This is a genomic window from Pseudomonas sp. B21-054 (assembly GCF_026016345.1).
GTDB lineage: Bacteria > Pseudomonadota > Gammaproteobacteria > Pseudomonadales > Pseudomonadaceae > Aquipseudomonas.
In genome coordinates this window covers 6,143,458-6,163,034 of sequence record NZ_CP087204.1, presented here as the reverse complement: position 1 = coordinate 6,163,034, position 19,577 = coordinate 6,143,458, and the positions used below count along the sequence as shown (strand labels likewise).

Here is a 19,577-nt window from a genome sequence, read left to right as displayed (position 1 = left end):
CCGTGGCTAAGCGTTGGTACGTTGTGCATGCTTACTCGGGTTACGAGAAGCATGTTATGCGCTCGCTGGTAGAGCGCGTCAAGCTGGCTGGCATGGAAGATGGCTTTGGCGAGATTCTGGTCCCCACTGAAGAAGTGGTTGAGATGCGTAATGGCCAGAAGCGCAAAAGTGAACGCAAGTTCTTTCCGGGCTACGTGCTGGTACAAATGGATATGAACGAAGGGACTTGGCACTTGGTCAAGGATACCCCTCGGGTGATGGGCTTCATTGGCGGTACTGCCGATAAGCCTGCACCGATTACCGATAAAGAGGCAGAAGCGATTCTGCGTCGCGTCGCTGATGGCAGCGATAAGCCGAAGCCGAAAACGTTGTTTGAACCAGGTGAGGTTGTACGTGTCACCGATGGTCCATTCGCCGATTTTAACGGCACGGTTGAAGAAGTTAACTACGAAAAGAGCCGGATCCAAGTGGCAGTGCTCATTTTCGGTCGCTCTACCCCGGTAGAGCTAGAGTTCAGTCAGGTCGAAAAGGTCTGATTGAGCAGGCATCCCAACCCCGCAGCCCTAGGCTGTGGGGTTTTGTCGTCACTGGGATAAACGCGCAAGTAACCGGGGAGCCTTTCGAGGCGTTCGAACCCGTAATTGGAGTGCCTCATGGCCAAGAAAATTACCGCTTACATCAAGCTGCAAGTGAAGGCCGCTCAGGCTAACCCAAGCCCACCTGTTGGTCCTGCTCTGGGTCAGCACGGCGTGAACATCATGGAATTCTGCAAGGCCTTCAACGCCCGTACTCAGGGTCTTGAGCCAGGTCTGCCGACTCCAGTGATCATCACTGTCTACAGCGACCGTAGCTTCACCTTCGAAACAAAAAGCACCCCTGCTTCGGTTCTGCTGAAGAAGGCTGCAGGTTTGACCAGCGGTTCCGCTCGTCCAAACACCGTTAAGGTTGGCACCGTTACCCGTGCTCAGCTGGAAGAAATCGCGAAAACCAAAAACGCGGATCTGACTGCAGCTGATATGGATGCAGCCGTGCGTACTATCGCCGGTTCTGCTCGTAGCATGGGCCTTAACGTGGAGGGTGTGTAATGGCTAAGCTGACCAAGCGTCAAAAGGCTATCGCCGGCAAAATCGAAGCAGGCAAGGCCTACAACTTTGTAGACGCCGCCGCTCTGCTGGCCGAGCTGTCGACTGTCAAGTTCAGCGAGTCGTTCGACGTTGCTGTAAACCTGGGCGTTGACCCACGTAAATCCGACCAGGTCGTTCGTAGCGCTACTGTGCTGCCACACGGCACTGGCAAGACTGTTCGTGTTGCCGTTTTCACCCAGGGCCCAGCAGCTGAAGCTGCTCTGGCTGCTGGCGCTGATCGCGTAGGCATGGACGATCTGGCTGCTGAAATGAAAGGCGGCGACCTGAACTATGACGTGGTTATCGCATCCCCGGATGCCATGCGCGTTGTAGGTCAGTTGGGTCAGATCCTCGGTCCACGTGGTCTGATGCCTAACCCTAAAGTCGGCACCGTAACGCCAGACGTAGCCACCGCGGTTAAAAACGCCAAGGCTGGTCAGGTTCGTTATCGCACCGACAAAAACGGCATCATTCACACCTCCGTTGGCAAGATTGGCTTCGACGCCGTCAAGCTGAAGGAAAACGTTGAAGCCCTGATCGCTGATCTGAAGCGTATCAAGCCAGCTTCTTCGAAAGGTATCTACGTCAAGCGCGTTACCCTGAGCACCACCATGGGCCCAGGTCTGGTCATCGATCAGAGCTCGCTCGACGCGTAAGACTCAGGTTGGCGCAAGCGATTGCGTCAATCGAAAAATTGGGGTCCCTGCCTGGCGGGGGCTGTCCAAGACCGTAGGCGACGCAAGTCTTAAACCACAAGCCTACGCAGATGGTGCTCCCGGTTCCTTACCGAATCAGACACCAAAACGACATTCGGTTTCGACCGGATGAAACGGTAACAAGCAGGAGTTAAACCCGTGGCAATTAATCTCGAAGACAAGAAGGCCATCGTCGCTGAAGTCAACGAGGCTGCCAAAGTCGCTCTTTCCGCTGTTGTGGCTGACGCCCGCGGTGTGACAGTAGGCGCTATGACCGGACTCCGTAAAGAGGCTCGTGAAGCTGGCGTATACGTACGTGTTGTACGTAACACCCTGCTCAAGCGCGCTGTTGCTGACACTGAATACAGTGTCCTCAACGACGTGTTCACTGGCCCGACTCTCATCGCGTTCTCCAAGGATCATCCGGGCGCTGCTGCCCGTCTGTTCAAGGAATTCGCCAAGAGTCAGGATAAGTTCGAGATCAAGGCAGCTGCGTTCGAGGGCAAGTTCCTCGCAGCTAACCAAATCGACGTGCTGGCAACACTGCCGACCCGCAACGAAGCCATTTCGCAGCTGATGAGCGTGATTCAAGGCGCTACCAGCAAGCTGGCTCGTACTCTGGCTGCAGTTCGCGAGCAAAAAGAAGCTGCCGCAGCCTAAGGCTGAGCATTTTCTCTCGCGCTTTTTTGTTTATTTCGATGGCCGCGTAGGCCGTCCCCCAATTTAGGAATTAGAGTCATGTCTATCTCTCAAGACGATATCCTCAACGCCGTATCCGAAATGTCCGTTCTGCAGGTTGTTGAGCTGATCAAAGCTTTCGAAGAAAAATTCGGCGTTTCTGCTGCCGCTGCTTCCGCCGGTCCAGCTGCTGCTGCCGCCGTTGTTGAAGAGCAAACCGAATTCAACGTCATGCTGACCGAAGCTGGCGAGAAGAAAGTTAACGTGATCAAGGCAGTACGTGAACTGACCGGTCTGGGCCTGAAAGAAGCCAAGGCTGTAGTTGACGGCGCTCCTGCCATGGTTCTGGAAGCTGTTTCGAAAGACGCAGCTGACAAAGCCAAGGCAACTCTGGAAGAAGCAGGCGCTAAAGTCGAGCTGAAGTAAGCATCGACTTTGCGTCTCCAGCCCGAGCGTTAAGCGACAGGCTGATGGCTGGTGGCTCTTGCCACCGGCCTTTTTCCGTTATTGGCAGCCGACTGGGTCGGTGCCGATAGCGAGCTGTAACCACCCGATGTGGTGGCGCAAACCATGGGGTTTGCACGATTTTCTGGCTGCTCCCGTCGGGAGGGGCCAAACAAGCAGGTGACCAAGCTGGGGAACGCTGATGGCTTACTCATATACTGAGAAAAAACGTATCCGCAAGGACTTTAGCAAGTTGCCGGACGTCATGGATGTGCCGTACCTCCTGGCCATCCAGCTGGATTCGTATCGTGAATTCTTGCAAGCGGGAGCGACTAAAGATCAGTTCCGCGACGTGGGCCTGCATGCGGCCTTCAAATCCGTTTTCCCGATCATCAGCTACTCCGGCAATGCTGCGCTGGAGTACGTCGGTTATCGCCTGGGCGAACCGGCATTTGATGTCAAAGAATGCGTATTGCGCGGTGTAACTTACGCCGTACCTTTGCGGGTAAAAGTGCGCCTGATCATTTTCGACAAAGAATCGTCGAACAAAGCGATCAAGGACATCAAAGAGCAAGAAGTCTACATGGGTGAAATCCCCCTGATGACTGAGAACGGTACCTTCGTAATCAACGGTACCGAGCGTGTAATCGTTTCCCAGCTGCACCGTTCTCCGGGCGTGTTCTTCGACCACGACCGTGGCAAGACGCACAGCTCCGGCAAACTGCTTTACTCCGCGCGCATCATTCCTTACCGCGGCTCGTGGCTGGATTTCGAGTTCGACCCGAAAGACTGCGTATTCGTGCGTATCGACCGTCGTCGCAAGCTGCCTGCATCGGTACTGCTGCGTGCGCTCGGCTATACCACCGAAGAAGTACTGGACGCGTTCTACACCACCAACGTCTTCCACGTGCAGGGTGAAAACCTTAGCCTGGAGCTGGTGCCTCAGCGTCTGCGCGGTGAAATCGCTGTCCTCGATATCCAGGACGACAAGGGCAAGGTTATTGTCGAGCAGGGTCGTCGTATTACCGCTCGTCACATCAACCAGCTGGAAAAAGCCGGGATCAAAGAGCTGCAGGTGCCTCTGGACTACGTCCTGGGTCGCACCACCGCCAAGGTCATCGTGCATCCGGCTACCGGCGAAATCCTGGCAGAGTGCAACACCGAGCTGAACACTGAGATCCTGGCAAAAATCGCCAAGGCCCAGGTTGTTCGTATCGAAACTCTGTACACCAACGATATCGACTGCGGCCCGTTCATCTCCGACACGCTGAAGATCGACTCCACTGGCAACCAACTGGAAGCCCTGGTCGAGATCTATCGCATGATGCGTCCTGGCGAGCCGCCAACCAAGGATGCAGCCGAGACCTTGTTCAACAACCTGTTCTTCAGCCCTGAGCGCTATGACCTGTCTGCGGTCGGCCGGATGAAGTTCAACCGTCGTATCGGTCGTACCGAGATCGAAGGTTCGGGCGTGTTGAATAAAGACGACATCGTTGCGGTGCTCAAGACTCTGGTCGACATCCGTAACGGTAAAGGCATCGTCGATGACATCGACCACCTGGGTAACCGTCGTGTTCGCTGCGTAGGCGAAATGGCTGAGAACCAGTTCCGTGTTGGCCTGGTGCGTGTAGAGCGCGCGGTCAAGGAACGTCTGTCGATGGCTGAAAGCGAAGGCCTGATGCCGCAAGACTTGATCAACGCCAAGCCAGTGGCTGCGGCGGTGAAGGAGTTCTTCGGTTCGAGCCAACTGTCTCAGTTCATGGACCAGAACAACCCGCTGTCCGAGATCACCCACAAGCGTCGTGTCTCTGCACTCGGCCCGGGCGGTCTGACCCGTGAGCGTGCAGGCTTCGAAGTTCGTGACGTACACCCGACGCACTACGGTCGTGTTTGCCCGATCGAAACGCCGGAAGGTCCGAACATCGGTCTGATCAACTCCCTGGCTGCCTATGCGCGCACCAACCAGTATGGTTTCCTCGAGAGCCCATACCGTGTGGTGAAAGACGCTCTGGTCACCGACGAGATCGTCTTCCTGTCCGCCATCGAAGAAGCCGATCACGTGATCGCTCAGGCTTCGGCCACGATGAACGACAAGAAAGTCCTGACCGACGAGCTGGTAGCTGTTCGTCACCTGAACGAGTTCACCGTCAAGGCGCCGGAAGACGTCACCTTGATGGACGTCTCGCCGAAGCAGGTAGTTTCGGTCGCAGCGTCGCTGATCCCGTTCCTCGAGCACGACGACGCCAACCGTGCGTTGATGGGTTCGAACATGCAGCGTCAGGCTGTACCGACCCTGCGTGCCGACAAGCCGCTGGTGGGTACCGGCATGGAGCGTAACGTTGCCCGTGACTCCGGCGTTTGCGTCGTGGCTCGTCGTGGCGGTGTGATCGACTCCGTCGATGCCAGCCGTATCGTGGTTCGCGTTGCCGATGACGAAGTTGAAACTGGCGAAGCCGGTGTCGACATCTACAACCTGACCAAGTACACCCGCTCCAACCAGAACACCTGCATCAACCAGCGTCCGCTGGTGAGCAAGGGTGATCGGGTGCAGCGCAGCGACATCATGGCCGACGGTCCGTCCACCGATATGGGTGAACTGGCATTGGGTCAGAACATGCGCATCGCGTTCATGGCGTGGAACGGCTTCAACTTCGAAGACTCCATCTGCCTGTCCGAGCGTGTTGTTCAGGAAGACCGCTTCACCACGATCCACATCCAGGAACTGACCTGTGTGGCCCGTGACACCAAGCTTGGCCCAGAGGAAATCACTGCAGACATCCCGAACGTGGGTGAAGCTGCACTGAACAAGCTGGACGAAGCCGGTATCGTTTATGTAGGTGCCGAAGTAGGCGCAGGCGACATCCTGGTGGGCAAGGTCACTCCGAAAGGCGAGACCCAGCTGACGCCGGAAGAAAAACTGTTGCGTGCCATCTTCGGTGAAAAAGCCAGCGACGTTAAAGACACCTCCCTGCGCGTGCCTACCGGCACCAAGGGTACCGTCATCGACGTACAAGTCTTCACCCGTGACGGCGTTGAGCGTGATGCTCGTGCACTGTCCATCGAGAAGACTCAACTCGACGAGATCCGCAAGGACCTGAACGAAGAGTTCCGTATCGTTGAAGGCGCAACTTTCGAGCGTCTGCGCTCCGCTTTGGTTGGCCATAAAGCCGAAGGCGGCGCAGGCCTGAAGAAAGGTCAGGAAATCACCGACGAAGTTCTCGACGGTCTTGAGCATGGCCAGTGGTTCAAACTGCGCATGGCTGAAGATGCTCTGAACGAGCAGCTCGAGAAGGCCCAGGCCTATATCGTTGATCGCCGCCGTCTGCTGGACGACAAGTTCGAAGACAAGAAGCGCAAACTGCAGCAGGGCGATGACCTGGCTCCAGGCGTGCTGAAAATCGTCAAGGTTTACCTGGCAATCCGTCGCCGCATCCAGCCGGGCGACAAGATGGCCGGTCGTCACGGTAACAAGGGTGTGGTCTCCGTGATCATGCCGGTTGAAGACATGCCGCACGATGCCAATGGCACCCCGGTCGATGTGGTCCTCAACCCGTTGGGCGTACCTTCGCGTATGAACGTTGGTCAGATCCTTGAAACCCACCTGGGCCTCGCGGCCAAGGGCTTGGGCGAGAAGATCAACCGTATGATCGAAGAGCAGCGCAAGGTTGCTGACCTGCGTAAGTTCCTGCACGAGATCTACAACGAGATCGGCGGGCGCAACGAAGAGCTGGACACTTTCTCCGACCAGGAAATCCTGGATCTGGCGAAGAACCTGCGCGGCGGCGTTCCAATGGCTACTCCGGTGTTCGACGGTGCCAAGGAAAGCGAAATCAAGGCCATGCTGAAACTGGCAGACCTGCCGGAAAGTGGCCAGATGCAGCTGTTCGACGGCCGTACCGGCAACAAGTTCGAGCGCCCGGTTACTGTTGGCTACATGTACATGCTGAAGCTGAACCACTTGGTAGACGACAAGATGCACGCTCGTTCTACCGGTTCTTACAGCCTGGTTACCCAGCAGCCGCTGGGTGGTAAGGCGCAGTTCGGTGGTCAGCGTTTCGGGGAGATGGAGGTCTGGGCACTGGAAGCGTACGGTGCTGCATACACTCTGCAAGAAATGCTCACAGTGAAGTCGGACGATGTGAACGGCCGGACCAAGATGTACAAAAACATCGTGGACGGCGATCACCGTATGGAGCCGGGCATGCCCGAGTCTTTCAACGTGTTGATCAAGGAAATTCGTTCCCTCGGCATCGATATCGATCTGGAAACCGAATAACACGTGACGCGAATCGAGAGCGGGGCTGTCTTGCCCGCTCTCTGCTCCGCCAGGAGGAAAGGCCTTGAAAGACCTACTGAATTTGCTGAAAAACCAGGGTCAAGTCGAAGAGTTCGACGCCATCCGCATTGGATTGGCCTCGCCTGAGATGATCCGTTCGTGGTCGTTCGGTGAAGTTAAAAAGCCGGAAACCATCAACTACCGTACGTTCAAACCCGAGCGTGACGGCCTGTTCTGCGCCAAGATCTTTGGCCCGGTAAAGGATTACGAGTGCCTGTGCGGTAAGTACAAGCGCTTGAAGCACCGTGGTGTGATCTGCGAGAAGTGCGGCGTTGAAGTTGCGCTGGCAAAAGTTCGTCGTGAGCGCATGGCCCACATCGAACTGGCCTCGCCGGTTGCCCACATCTGGTTCCTGAAATCGCTGCCGTCCCGTATCGGCCTGCTGATGGACATGACCCTGCGTGATATCGAACGTGTTCTCTACTTCGAGAGCTATGTCGTTATCGATCCGGGCATGACCACCCTTGAGAAAGGTCAGCTGCTGAACGATGAGCAGTATTTCGAAGCGCTGGAAGAGTTCGGTGACGATTTCGATGCCCGCATGGGTGCCGAAGCTGTCCGCGAGCTGCTGCACGCTATCGACCTGGAGCACGAGATTGGCCGTCTGCGTGAAGAAATTCCGCAAACCAACTCCGAAACCAAGATCAAGAAACTGTCCAAGCGTCTGAAGTTGATGGAAGCCTTCCAGGGTTCCGGCAACCTGCCAGAGTGGATGGTGCTGACCGTTCTGCCGGTACTGCCGCCAGACCTGCGTCCACTGGTTCCGCTCGATGGCGGTCGTTTCGCGACTTCCGACCTCAACGACTTGTATCGTCGAGTGATCAACCGTAACAACCGCTTGAAGCGCCTGCTTGATCTGTCCGCTCCGGACATCATCGTGCGTAACGAAAAGCGTATGTTGCAGGAAGCTGTCGATGCACTGCTCGACAACGGTCGCCGTGGCCGCGCTATCACCGGTTCCAACAAGCGTCCTCTGAAATCCCTGGCTGACATGATCAAGGGTAAGCAGGGTCGTTTCCGTCAGAACTTGCTCGGTAAGCGTGTTGACTACTCCGGTCGTTCGGTTATTACCGTAGGCCCGACCCTGCGTCTGCACCAGTGCGGTCTGCCTAAGAAAATGGCTCTGGAGCTGTTCAAGCCGTTCATCTTCGGCAAGCTGGAAATGCGTGGTCTCGCTACCACCATTAAAGCGGCCAAGAAGATGGTCGAGCGCGAGCTGCCAGAAGTCTGGGACGTTCTCGCTGAAGTGATTCGCGAACACCCAGTGCTGCTCAACCGTGCACCGACCCTTCACCGTCTGGGTATCCAGGCGTTTGAACCGGTACTGATCGAAGGTAAGGCTATCCAGCTGCACCCGCTGGTCTGTGCTGCGTACAACGCCGACTTCGACGGCGACCAAATGGCCGTGCACGTGCCGCTGACGCTGGAAGCCCAGCTCGAAGCGCGCGCGTTGATGATGTCTACCAACAACATCCTGTCGCCAGCCAACGGTGAGCCAATCATCGTTCCGTCGCAGGACGTTGTATTGGGTCTGTACTACATGACTCGTGAAGCGATCAACGCCAAGGGCGAAGGTCGTGTGTTCGCGGATCTGCAGGAAGTTGACCGTGTGTTCCGTGCTGGCGAAGCCGCACTGCATGCCAAGGTCAAAGTGCGGATCAACGAAACCGTTAACGATCGTGATGGCGGCAGCGTGACCAACACCCGTATCGTCGACACCACTGTCGGCCGTGCGCTGTTGTTCCAGGTTGTGCCAAAAGGCCTGTCCTTCGATGTCGTCAACCTGCCGATGAAGAAAAAGGCGATCTCCAAGCTGATCAACCAGTGCTACCGCGTGGTTGGTCTGAAAGAGACCGTGATCTTCGCTGACCAGTTGATGTACACCGGCTTTGCTTATTCGACCATTTCCGGCGTTTCCATCGGTGTTAACGACTTCGTTATCCCGGACGAAAAAGCCCGCATCATCGGTGCTGCTACCGAGGAAGTGAAAGAGATCGAAAGCCAGTACGCCTCCGGCCTGGTAACCCAGGGCGAGAAGTACAACAAGGTGATCGACCTTTGGTCCAAGGCGAACGACGAAGTCTCCAAGGCGATGATGGCCAACCTCTCGAAAGAGAAAGTCATCGACCGTCATGGCAACGAAGTCGACCAAGAGTCCTTCAACTCGATGTACATGATGGCCGACTCGGGCGCACGGGGTTCTGCTGCGCAGATCCGTCAGCTCGCCGGTATGCGTGGCCTGATGGCCAAGCCGGACGGTTCCATCATCGAGACCCCGATTACCGCGAACTTCCGTGAAGGTTTGAGCGTACTTCAGTACTTCATCTCCACTCACGGTGCTCGTAAGGGTCTTGCGGATACCGCGTTGAAAACCGCGAACTCCGGTTACCTGACACGTCGTCTGGTAGACGTCGCGCAGGATCTGGTCGTGACCGAGATCGATTGCGGCACCGAACATGGCCTGGTAATGACACCGCACATTGAAGGCGGTGACGTTGTAGAGCCACTGGGTGAGCGCGTATTGGGTCGTGTCATTGCTCGTGACGTGTTCAAGCCAGGTACCGAGGACGTAATCGTTCCTGCCGGCACCCTGGTCGACGAGAAGTGGGTCGAGTTCATCGAGCTCAACAGCATCGACGAAGTGATCGTGCGTTCGCCGATCAGCTGCGAAACCCGCTACGGCATCTGCGCCAAGTGCTACGGTCGTGACTTGGCACGTGGTCACCAGGTGAACATCGGTGAAGCGGTCGGCGTTATCGCTGCCCAGTCCATCGGTGAGCCGGGTACCCAGCTGACGATGCGTACGTTCCACATCGGTGGTGCGGCAAGCCGGACCTCCGCAGCCGACAGCGTCCAGGTGAAGAATGGCGGTACTGTCCGTCTGCACAACCTGAAGCACGTAGAGCGCGTGGACGGTCACCTGGTGGCGGTATCCCGTTCCGGTGAGCTGGCCATCGCTGACGACTTCGGTCGTGAGCGCGAGCGCTACAAGCTGCCGTACGGTGCTGTGATTTCGGTGAAGGAAGGTGACAAGGTCGACGCTGGCGCCATCGTGGCCAAGTGGGATCCGCACACCCACCCGATCGTGACCGAAATGAAAGGTACCGTGACCTACGTGGGCATGGAAGAAGGCATCACGATCAAGCGTCAGACCGACGAATTGACCGGTATGACCAACATTGAAGTACTCGACGCGAAAGATCGTCCAGCTGCTGGCAAGGACATCCGTCCAGCCGTGAAGATGGTCGACGACAACGGCAAGGATCTGTTGCTGCCAGGCACTGACGTAATCGCTCAGTACTTCCTGCCAGCCAACGCCCTGGTCGGTGTAGCGGACGGCGCGCGGATCGCGATCGGTGATGTTATCGCTCGTATCCCGCAGGAAACTTCGAAAACCCGCGACATCACCGGTGGTCTGCCGCGTGTTGCCGACTTGTTCGAAGCCCGTCGTCCGAAAGAAGCCTCGATTCTGGCTGAAGTCAGCGGCACCATCGCGTTCGGTAAAGAGACCAAAGGCAAGCGCCGCTTGGTCATTACCCCGAACGACGGTAGCGATCCGTACGAAGAGCTGATTCCGAAGTGGCGTCACCTGAACGTCTTCGAAGGCGAACAGGTCAACCGCGGCGAAGTTATCTCGGACGGTCCGAGCGATCCACACGACATCCTGCGTCTGCTGGGTGTGAGTGCGCTGGCCAAGTACATCGTGAACGAGATCCAGGACGTTTACCGTCTGCAAGGCGTGAAGATCAACGACAAGCACATCGAGACCATTCTGCGTCAGATGCTGCGTAAGGTCGAAATCGCTGAGTCCGGCGATTCGAGTTTCATCAAGGGCGACCAGATGGAGCTGACTCACGTATTGGTAGAAAACGAGCGCCTGGCTGCGGATGACAAGTTCGTATCCAAGTTCACTCGCGTGCTGCTGGGTATCACCAAGGCATCGTTGTCCACCGAATCGTTCATCTCGGCGGCTTCCTTCCAGGAAACCACCCGTGTACTGACCGAGGCGGCGGTGACCGGCAAGCGCGATTACCTGCGTGGCCTGAAAGAGAACGTGGTCGTGGGTCGTCTGATCCCGGCCGGTACCGGTTTGGCCTATCACAGCGAACGCAAGCGTCGCCGCGATGCAGACAAGCCGTTGCGCGTAAGCGCCAGTGAAGTGGAAGCTGCACTGACCGAAGCACTGAACTCTAGCGGTAACTGAGTTCGGCAGTAATTGAGTGCCTGGCCCTGGTCATCCCGCTCGCCGGATCGAGACAAATAGTCGAGATCTGGCGAGCGGGGAGGTCGGGGCCTTGCCTTGACTGGGAACAAGATCCTCTTTAGACTCTTGATCCCCTAAATTTGGCGGGAATTCGTTCCTGCCATTTTGCTTTTCTTGTAAGACAATAGCGTCGCAAGACAACAGTGGAGCTAGTAGATGGCAACTATCAACCAGCTGGTACGTCAGCCGCGTAAGCGTATCGTCGAGAAATCCGACGTACCTGCGCTGCAGAACTGCCCGCAACGTCGTGGCGTATGCACCCGTGTGTATACCACCACGCCGAAAAAACCTAACTCGGCACTGCGTAAAGTATGCCGTGTGCGTCTGACCAACGGTTTCGAGGTTTCCTCGTACATCGGCGGTGAAGGCCACAACCTGCAAGAGCACAGCGTGGTCCTGATCCGTGGCGGCCGTGTAAAAGACTTGCCAGGTGTTCGTTACCACACCGTTCGCGGTTCTTTGGATACTTCCGGCGTTAAAGGTCGTAACCAGGGTCGTTCGAAGTACGGTACCAAGCGTCCGAAGTAATCGGCCGTTTTGCAGATTTTAATTTTATTGAGTCGATAAGAGTAAGGTCGGGCACGCATCTGCTGTCCCGGGCTAACCTGAAGACCGTTTGAGGGCTTATCAATGCCAAGACGTCGCGTAGCAGCCAAACGTGAGATTCTGGACGATCCGAAATACGGAAGCCAGATTCTCGCCAAGTTCATGAACCACGTAATGGAAAGCGGCAAGAAAGCCGTTGCCGAGCGTATTGTTTATGGCGCACTGGACAAAGTTAAGGAACGCAAGAACAGCGATCCCCTGGAAATCTTCGAGAAAGCTCTCGACGCCATCGCTCCGCTGGTCGAAGTGAAGTCGCGCCGTGTAGGCGGTGCTACTTACCAGGTTCCGGTCGAAGTTCGTCCGTCCCGTCGTAACGCCCTGGCAATGCGCTGGCTGGTAGACTTCGCCCGCAAGCGCGGCGAGAAGTCCATGGCTCTGCGTTTGGCTGGCGAACTGTTGGACGCTGCTGAAGGTAAAGGTGCTGCAGTTAAGAAGCGTGAAGACGTGCACCGTATGGCTGAAGCCAACAAGGCTTTCTCGCACTACCGCTTCTAATTTTAGCGTCACTCAATTTGCGAGGGCTTTATGGCTCGTACTACACCGATTAACCGCTACCGTAACATCGGTATCGTTGCTCACGTGGATGCTGGTAAAACCACCACCACTGAGCGCGTCCTTTTTTACACTGGCAAAAGTCACAAGATGGGCGAGGTGCATGATGGCGCCGCGACCACCGACTGGATGGTGCAGGAGCAGGAGCGTGGTATTACCATTACTTCTGCTGCCATTACCGCTTTCTGGAAGGGTTCTGAGAAGCAGTACAAGGACGAGCACCGCTTCAACGTCATCGACACCCCGGGTCACGTGGACTTCACCATTGAAGTAGAACGTTCCCTGCGCGTGCTCGACGGCGCGGTCGTTGTGTTCTGCGGCACCTCGGGTGTTGAGCCTCAGTCGGAAACCGTATGGCGTCAGGCCAACAAGTACGGTGTTCCACGTCTTGTTTACGTGAACAAGATGGACCGTGCTGGTGCCAACTTCCTGCGCGTGATCGGTCAGATCAAGCAGCGTCTGGGTCACACTCCGGTGCCGATCCAGCTGGCTATCGGCTCCGAAGACAACTTCCAGGGTCAGATCGATCTGATCAACATGCAAGCTGTCTACTGGAACGATGCTGACAAGGGTATGGTTCCTGTTCGCAAGGACATCCCGGCAGAGTTGCTGGAAGAAGCCGAGAAGTGGCGCGGCAACATGGTTGAGGCTGCGGCCGAAGCCAACGAAGAACTGATGAACAAGTACCTCGAGGGTGAAGAGCTCACCAACGAGGAAATCAAGGCCGCTCTGCGTCAGCGTACTATCGCTGGTGAGATCGTCCTGGCTGTTTGCGGTTCTTCCTTCAAGAACAAGGGCGTTCCCCTGGTTCTCGACGCCGTGATCGACTTCCTGCCTGCACCGACCGACATTCCTGCCATCAAGGGTACTGACCCGGATGACGAGACTATCGAGTTGGAGCGTCATGCAGACGATAGCGAGCCGTTCTCGGCTCTGGCGTTCAAGATCGCTACCGACCCATTCGTGGGTACCTTGACCTTTGTTCGAGTTTACTCGGGCGTGTTGAACTCCGGCGACGGCGTGATCAACTCTGTAAAAGGCAAGAAAGAGCGTGTGGGTCGTATGGTGCAAATGCACGCAAACGCCCGCGAAGAGATCAAGGAAGTTCGCGCTGGTGACATCGCGGCCTTGATCGGCATGAAGGACGTCACCACGGGTGAGACTTTGTGCAATGGCGACAAGCCAATCATCCTTGTTCGCATGGACTTCCCGGAGCCGGTTATTTCGGTTGCCGTTGAGCCGAAGACCAAGGATGACCAGGAAAAAATGGGTATCGCTCTGGGCAAGCTTGCTCAGGAAGATCCATCTTTCCGCGTCAAGACTGATGAAGAGACCGGTCAAACGATCATCTCTGGCATGGGCGAGCTGCACTTGGACATCCTGGTTGACCGGATGCGCCGTGAGTTCAACGTCGAAGCCAACATCGGCAAGCCTCAGGTTTCCTATCGTGAGCGCATCACGAAGAGCTGTGAGATCGAAGGCAAGTTCGTTCGCCAGTCCGGTGGTCGTGGTCAGTTCGGCCATTGCTGGATCCGTTTTGCGCCGGCTGACGAAGGTCAGGAAGGTCTGCAATTCTTGAACGAAGTCGTAGGTGGTGTGGTTCCTAAGGAATACATCCCGGCGATCCAGAAGGGTATCGAAGAGCAGATGAAGAACGGCGTTGTTGCCGGCTATCCGCTGATCGGCCTGAAGGCGACTGTGTTCGATGGTTCTTACCACGACGTCGACTCCAACGAGATGGCGTTTAAGGTGGCTGCTTCCATGGCAACCAAGCAACTGGCCCAGAAGGGCGGTGGTGAGTTGCTTGAGCCGATCATGGCAGTAGAAGTCGTTACGCCTGAAGACTACATGGGTGATGTCATGGGCGACCTTAACCGTCGTCGTGGCATGATTCTGGGTATGGAAGATACGGTTTCCGGCAAGGTTATTCGTGCCGAGGTTCCGTTGGGTGAAATGTTCGGTTACGCGACCGACGTTCGTTCCATGTCTCAGGGTCGCGCAAGCTACTCTATGGAATTCAAAAAATACAATACAGCTCCGTCGCATATCGTCGAAACTGTTACCAAAAAACAAGGCTGATTCAGCCCTTTAGGCAAGGAGTTAATTGTCGTGGCTAAAGAAAAATTTGATCGTTCCCTACCGCACGTCAACGTTGGCACCATTGGTCACGTTGACCACGGTAAAACCACTCTGACTGCTGCTCTGACTCGCGTCTGCTCCGAAGTTTTCGGTTCGGCCGTTGTTGCTTTCGACAAGATCGACAGCGCTCCGGAAGAAAAGGCTCGTGGTATCACCATCAACACCGCGCACGTTGAGTACAACTCTTCGATTCGTCACTACGCTCACGTTGACTGCCCAGGTCACGCTGACTATGTGAAGAACATGATCACCGGTGCTGCCCAGATGGACGGCGCGATCCTGGTTTGCTCGGCCGCTGATGGTCCGATGCCACAAACCCGTGAGCACATCCTGCTGTCCCGTCAGGTAGGCGTTCCGTACATCGTTGTCTTCCTGAACAAGGCTGACATGGTTGACGACGCTGAGCTGCTGGAGCTGGTTGAGATGGAAGTGCGCGATCTGCTGAGCACTTACGACTTCCCAGGTGACGACACTCCGATCATCATCGGTTCGGCTCTGATGGCTCTGAACGGCCAAGACGACAACGAAATGGGTACCACCGCTGTTAAGCGTCTGGTAGAAACTCTGGACAGCTACATCCCAGAGCCAGTTCGTGTTATCGACAAGCCATTCCTGATGCCAATCGAAGACGTATTCTCGATCTCGGGTCGCGGTACTGTTGTAACCGGTCGTATCGAGCGCGGTATCGTCAAGGTTCAGGATCCACTGGAAATCGTTGGTCTGCGTGACACTACCGTCACCACCTGCACCGGTGTTGAAATGTTCCGTAAGCTGCTCGACGAAGGTCGTGCTGGCGAGAACTGCGGCGTTCTGCTGCGTGGTACCAAGCGTGACGACGTTGAGCGTGGCCAGGTTCTGGTTAAGCCAGGTTCGGTTAAGCCGCACACCAAGTTCGAAGCTGAAGTGTACGTTCTGAGCAAAGAAGAAGGCGGTCGTCACACTCCGTTCTTCAAAGGCTACCGTCCACAGTTCTACTTCCGGACCACTGACGTGACCGGTAACTGCGAACTGCCGGAAGGCGTTGAAATGGTAATGCCAGGCGACAACATCAAAATGGTTGTCACCCTGATCAAAACCATCGCGATGGAAGACGGTCTGCGTTTCGCTATCCGTGAAGGCGGTCGTACCGTCGGCGCTGGCGTCGTAGCCAAAATCATCGAGTAAGCTCTTTGTTTGAGTAAGCTTCGATGAATTGAAAAAGCCCCCGCCTAGCGGGGGCTTTTTTATTGGGTTGACACCTATATGGGTCGTCTATAGAATTGCGCCTCCTTTTAACGGGCGTATTGCGCTCGGTGGGAATAGCAGCCGGAGTCTGAAATCCAATGCAAAATCAGCAAATCCGTATCAGGTTGAAGGCTTTTGACCATCGCCTGATCGACCAATCCACCCAGGAAATCGTGGAAACCGCGAAACGTACTGGTGCTCAAGTGCGTGGTCCAATTCCACTGCCTACCCGTAAAGAGCGGTTCACCGTTCTGGTCTCCCCGCACGTCAACAAAGACGCGCGTGACCAGTACGAGATCCGTACTCATAAGCGCGTTCTGGACATCGTCCAGCCAACGGATAAAACCGTTGATGCTCTTATGAAGCTCGATCTTGCGGCCGGTGTGGAAGTGCAGATCAGCCTCGGCTAAGACTCGGTCTTAGTCGTGTAACGCTCTGAAATGGGCGGCCATAGCGGGTGAAAGCCCCGTACACTCATGAGGTTTACAACATGACTATTGGTGTAGTCGGTCGTAAATGCGGTATGACCCGTATTTTCACCGAAGAAGGTGTCTCCATTCCGGTCACGGTCATTGAGATCGAGCCGAATCGCGTCACCCAGTTCAAAACTGAAGAGACCGATGGCTATCGTGCAGTGCAAGTCACTGTCGGCGAGCGTCGTGCTTCGCGTGTAACAGCTGCTCAGGCTGGCCACTTCGCTAAGGCGAACGTTGCCGCTGGTCGTACCGTAATGGAATTCCGCCTTGAAGAAGGCGAGTACCAGGCCGGCGATCTGATCAATGCTGAAATCTTCGCTGCTGGTCAACTGGTTGATGTAACCGGTCAGTCCAAAGGTAAAGGCTTCCAGGGTACGATCAAGCGTTGGAACTTCCGCGGGCAAGATAACACCCACGGTAACTCCGTATCCCACCGCGTTCCAGGCTCTATCGGCCAGTGCCAGACTCCTGGTCGTGTATTCAAGGGCAAAAAAATGTCCGGTCATATGGGCGCTGAGCGCGTGACCGTGCAGTCCCTCGAAGTAGTGCGCGTGGACGCTGAACGCAATCTGTTGTTGGTCAAGGGCGCTGTTCCTGGCGCTACTGGCGGCAACTTGGTTGTACGTCCAGCAGCCAAGGCTCGCGGTTAAGGGGAAGCTGACATGCAATTAAATGTAAATGACGCTCAAGCGATCGAAGTTTCCGAACTGACATTTGGCGGCGAATTCAACGAGACGCTGGTTCACCAAGCAGTCGTGGCCTACATGGCCGGCGGCCGTCAAGGTAGCAAGCAGCAAAAGACCCGTTCCGACGTTTCTGGTGGCGGTAAGCGCCCATGGCGTCAGAAAGGTACTGGCCGTGCTCGTGCCGGTACTATCCGTAGCCCAATCTGGCGTGGCGGCGGTACCACTTTCGCAGCTCGTCCTCAGGATCACTCCCAGAAGCTGAACAAGAAGATGTATCGCGCAGCAATGCGTTCCATCCTTGCTGAGCTGGTGCGTACTGATCGTCTGGTCGTGGTTCAGGACTTCGCTGTTGAAGCACCGAAAACCAAAGACCTGCTGAACAAGCTGAATGGCATGGGCCTGACTGACGTCCTGATCGTGTCTGACGCTGTTGATCAGAACCTGTACCTGGCTGCTCGTAACCTGCCACACGTTGATGTCCGTGACGTGCAAGGTTCCGATCCAGTTAGTCTGATCGCATACGACAAGGTGTTGATCACCGTGTCGGCCGTGAAGAAATTCGAGGAGCTGCTGGGATGAACCAGGAACGCGTATTTAAAGTTCTGCTTGGCCCGCACGTTTCCGAGAAGGCTACGGTTCTGGCAGACAAGAAAGGCCAGTTCGTTTTCAAGGTTGCGACCGACGCAACCAAGCTGGAAATCAAGAAGGCCGTCGAAAGCCTGTTCAGCGTGAAAGTAGAGCGCGTGACTACCCTGAATGTTCTGGGTAAAAGCAAGCGCACTGCTCGCGGTCTGGGCAAGCGTAATGACTGGAAGAAGGCAGTTATCTCCCTTCAGCCAGGCCAAGATCTCGATTTCAGCAGCAGTGCTGAGTAAGGAAGGGGTGCATCATGGCAATCGTTAAATGCAAACCGACTTCCCCTGGCCGCCGTTTTGTGGTCAAGGTGGTCAACCAGGAGCTGCATAAAGGCGCTCCTCACGCACCGCTGCTCGAGAAAAAATCGAAGTCTGGTGGTCGTAACAACAATGGCCGTATTACCACTCGTCACATCGGTGGTGGTCATAAGCAGCATTATCGTCTGGTCGACTTCCGTCGTAACGACAAGGATGGCATCGCTGCCACCGTCGAGCGTATCGAATACGATCCAAACCGTACTGCTCACATCGCTCTGCTGCTGTACGCAGATGGCGAGCGTCGCTACATCATCGCCCCTAAAGGCGTGAGCGCTGGCGACCAGCTGATCGCAGGTGCCTTGGCACCGATCAAGCCGGGCAACGCTCTGCAACTGCGCAACATTCCAGTTGGTAGCACCGTACACGGCATCGAATTGAAGCCAGGTAAAGGCGCGCAAATCGCTCGTTCCGCTGGTGCTTCGGCTCAGCTGATCGCTCGTGAAGGTGTCTACGTGACCCTGCGTCTGCGTTCTGGTGAGATGCGCAAAGTACTGGCTGAATGCCGTGCGACCCTGGGCGAAGTCTCGAACTCCGAGCACAGCCTGCGTTCGTTGGGTAAAGCTGGTGCCAAGCGCTGGCGTGGCGTTCGCCCAACCGTTCGTGGTGTTGCCATGAACCCGGTTGACCACCCACATGGTGGTGGTGAAGGTCGTACCTCTGGTGGTCGTCATCCGGTATCGCCATGGGGCTTCCCGACTAAGGGCGCGAAGACTCGTGGTAATAAGCGTACCGACAAAATGATCGTCCGTCGTCGCAAGTAAATAGAGGGATACGACAGTGCCACGTTCTCTGAAAAAAGGTCCTTTTATTGATCTTCACCTACTGAAGAAGATCGAAGTGGCGGCGGAAAAGAACGATCGCAAACCAGTTAAAACCTGGTCGCGCCGTTCGATGATCCTGCCACAAATGGTCGGTTTGACCATCGCAGTACACAACGGTCGCCAGCACGTCCCAGTTCTCGTGAACGAAGACATGGTCGGCCACAAACTGGGCGAGTTTGCCGGTACCCGCACATACCGTGGGCACGTGGCTGACAAGAAAGCCAAGCGTTAAGGGGTTAGGAAATGGAAGTAGCCGCTAAGTTGTCGGGCGCTCGAATCTCCGCCCAGAAAGCCCGCTTGGTCGCCGACCAGATCCGCGGGAAGAAGGTGGGCGAAGCGCTCAACCTGTTGGCTTTCAGCAGTAAGAAAGCCGCCGAGATCATGAAAAAAGTGCTGGAGTCGGCCGTAGCCAACGCCGAGCATAACGAAGGCGCAGACGTTGATGACCTGAAAGTCAGCACCGTTTTCGTCAACGAAGGGCGTTCGCTGAAGCGTATCATGCCGCGTGCCAAAGGCCGTGCTGATCGCATCGTCAAGCGGTCTTGCCATATCACTGTCAAGGTTGCTGACAAGTAACGG

18 protein-coding genes are annotated in these 19,577 nt (G+C 56.0%); all 18 read left to right on the top strand.

All coding sequences use genetic code 11. The features are described 5' to 3' along the window. Nucleotides 1–2 precede the first annotated feature (2 nt). Nucleotides 3–536, top strand: coding sequence for a transcription termination/antitermination protein NusG (gene nusG, locus LOY70_RS26810; protein ID WP_003186097.1), 534 nt, complete (start codon nucleotides 3–5; stop codon nucleotides 534–536). Nucleotides 537–653: 117 nt separating this feature from the next. After that, the gene (gene rplK / locus LOY70_RS26805; RefSeq protein WP_003176435.1) at nucleotides 654–1,085 is read left to right on the top strand and encodes a 50S ribosomal protein L11; all 432 of its coding nucleotides are present in this window, start codon (nucleotides 654–656) and stop codon (nucleotides 1,083–1,085) included. Further along, nucleotides 1,085–1,780 carry a 50S ribosomal protein L1 gene (gene rplA, locus LOY70_RS26800; protein WP_003186095.1) on the top strand — a complete coding sequence of 232 codons (696 nt, stop codon included), beginning with the start codon at nucleotides 1,085–1,087 and terminating at the stop codon, nucleotides 1,778–1,780. The genes rplK and rplA overlap by 1 nt, the downstream gene beginning before the upstream one ends. A 198-nt stretch (nucleotides 1,781–1,978) precedes the next feature. Then, nucleotides 1,979–2,479: a 50S ribosomal protein L10 gene (gene rplJ / locus LOY70_RS26795; RefSeq protein ID WP_025215759.1), complete on the top strand. Its 501-nt coding sequence runs from the start codon at nucleotides 1,979–1,981 to the stop codon at nucleotides 2,477–2,479. 78 nt (nucleotides 2,480–2,557) lie between these two features. Continuing rightward, a complete protein-coding gene (gene rplL, locus LOY70_RS26790; protein WP_265031419.1) occupies nucleotides 2,558–2,923 on the top strand; it encodes a 50S ribosomal protein L7/L12 in 366 nt (121 codons plus the stop codon). A gap of 220 nt (nucleotides 2,924–3,143) precedes the next feature. Next, the gene (rpoB, locus tag LOY70_RS26785; protein ID WP_123344024.1) at nucleotides 3,144–7,217 is read left to right on the top strand and encodes a DNA-directed RNA polymerase subunit beta; all 4,074 of its coding nucleotides are present in this window, start codon (nucleotides 3,144–3,146) and stop codon (nucleotides 7,215–7,217) included. Nucleotides 7,218–7,281: 64 nt separating this feature from the next. After that, nucleotides 7,282–11,481, top strand: coding sequence for a DNA-directed RNA polymerase subunit beta' (gene rpoC, locus LOY70_RS26780; RefSeq protein WP_123415185.1), 4,200 nt, complete (start codon nucleotides 7,282–7,284; stop codon nucleotides 11,479–11,481). A gap of 216 nt (nucleotides 11,482–11,697) precedes the next feature. Next, nucleotides 11,698–12,069: a 30S ribosomal protein S12 gene (gene rpsL, locus LOY70_RS26775; RefSeq protein ID WP_003186084.1), complete on the top strand. Its 372-nt coding sequence runs from the start codon at nucleotides 11,698–11,700 to the stop codon at nucleotides 12,067–12,069. Between the two features lie 102 nt (nucleotides 12,070–12,171). Next, a complete protein-coding gene (rpsG, locus tag LOY70_RS26770; protein ID WP_003186074.1) occupies nucleotides 12,172–12,642 on the top strand; it encodes a 30S ribosomal protein S7 in 471 nt (156 codons plus the stop codon). A 30-nt stretch (nucleotides 12,643–12,672) separates the two neighbouring features. Next, nucleotides 12,673–14,778 carry an elongation factor G gene (gene fusA, locus LOY70_RS26765; protein ID WP_025215755.1) on the top strand — a complete coding sequence of 702 codons (2,106 nt, stop codon included), beginning with the start codon at nucleotides 12,673–12,675 and terminating at the stop codon, nucleotides 14,776–14,778. A gap of 30 nt (nucleotides 14,779–14,808) precedes the next feature. Next, complete coding sequence (gene tuf / locus LOY70_RS26760) at nucleotides 14,809–16,002, top strand: elongation factor Tu (protein ID WP_003186071.1); 1,194 nt, start codon at nucleotides 14,809–14,811, stop codon at nucleotides 16,000–16,002. A gap of 158 nt (nucleotides 16,003–16,160) precedes the next feature. Next, nucleotides 16,161–16,472, top strand: a complete 312-nt coding sequence (rpsJ, locus tag LOY70_RS26755) for a 30S ribosomal protein S10 (protein ID WP_003186070.1) — start codon at nucleotides 16,161–16,163, stop codon at nucleotides 16,470–16,472. 80 nt (nucleotides 16,473–16,552) lie between these two features. After that, nucleotides 16,553–17,188, top strand: coding sequence for a 50S ribosomal protein L3 (rplC, locus tag LOY70_RS26750; protein WP_003186059.1), 636 nt, complete (start codon nucleotides 16,553–16,555; stop codon nucleotides 17,186–17,188). A 12-nt stretch (nucleotides 17,189–17,200) separates the two neighbouring features. Continuing rightward, the gene (rplD, locus tag LOY70_RS26745) at nucleotides 17,201–17,803 is read left to right on the top strand and encodes a 50S ribosomal protein L4 (RefSeq protein WP_003186057.1); all 603 of its coding nucleotides are present in this window, start codon (nucleotides 17,201–17,203) and stop codon (nucleotides 17,801–17,803) included. Next, the gene (gene rplW / locus LOY70_RS26740) at nucleotides 17,800–18,099 is read left to right on the top strand and encodes a 50S ribosomal protein L23 (RefSeq protein WP_002555488.1); all 300 of its coding nucleotides are present in this window, start codon (nucleotides 17,800–17,802) and stop codon (nucleotides 18,097–18,099) included. The genes rplD and rplW overlap by 4 nt, the downstream gene beginning before the upstream one ends. A gap of 14 nt (nucleotides 18,100–18,113) precedes the next feature. Beyond that, complete coding sequence (gene rplB / locus LOY70_RS26735) at nucleotides 18,114–18,938, top strand: 50S ribosomal protein L2 (protein ID WP_003186055.1); 825 nt, start codon at nucleotides 18,114–18,116, stop codon at nucleotides 18,936–18,938. Nucleotides 18,939–18,954: 16 nt separating this feature from the next. Next, entirely contained in the window at nucleotides 18,955–19,230 is a 276-nt protein-coding gene (gene rpsS / locus LOY70_RS26730; RefSeq protein WP_002555486.1) for a 30S ribosomal protein S19, read from the top strand. A gap of 11 nt (nucleotides 19,231–19,241) precedes the next feature. Beyond that, nucleotides 19,242–19,574 (top strand): 50S ribosomal protein L22, encoded by a 333-nt coding sequence (rplV, locus tag LOY70_RS26725; protein ID WP_003103908.1) that lies wholly within the window; start codon nucleotides 19,242–19,244, stop codon nucleotides 19,572–19,574. Nucleotides 19,575–19,577: the final 3 nt, after the last annotated feature.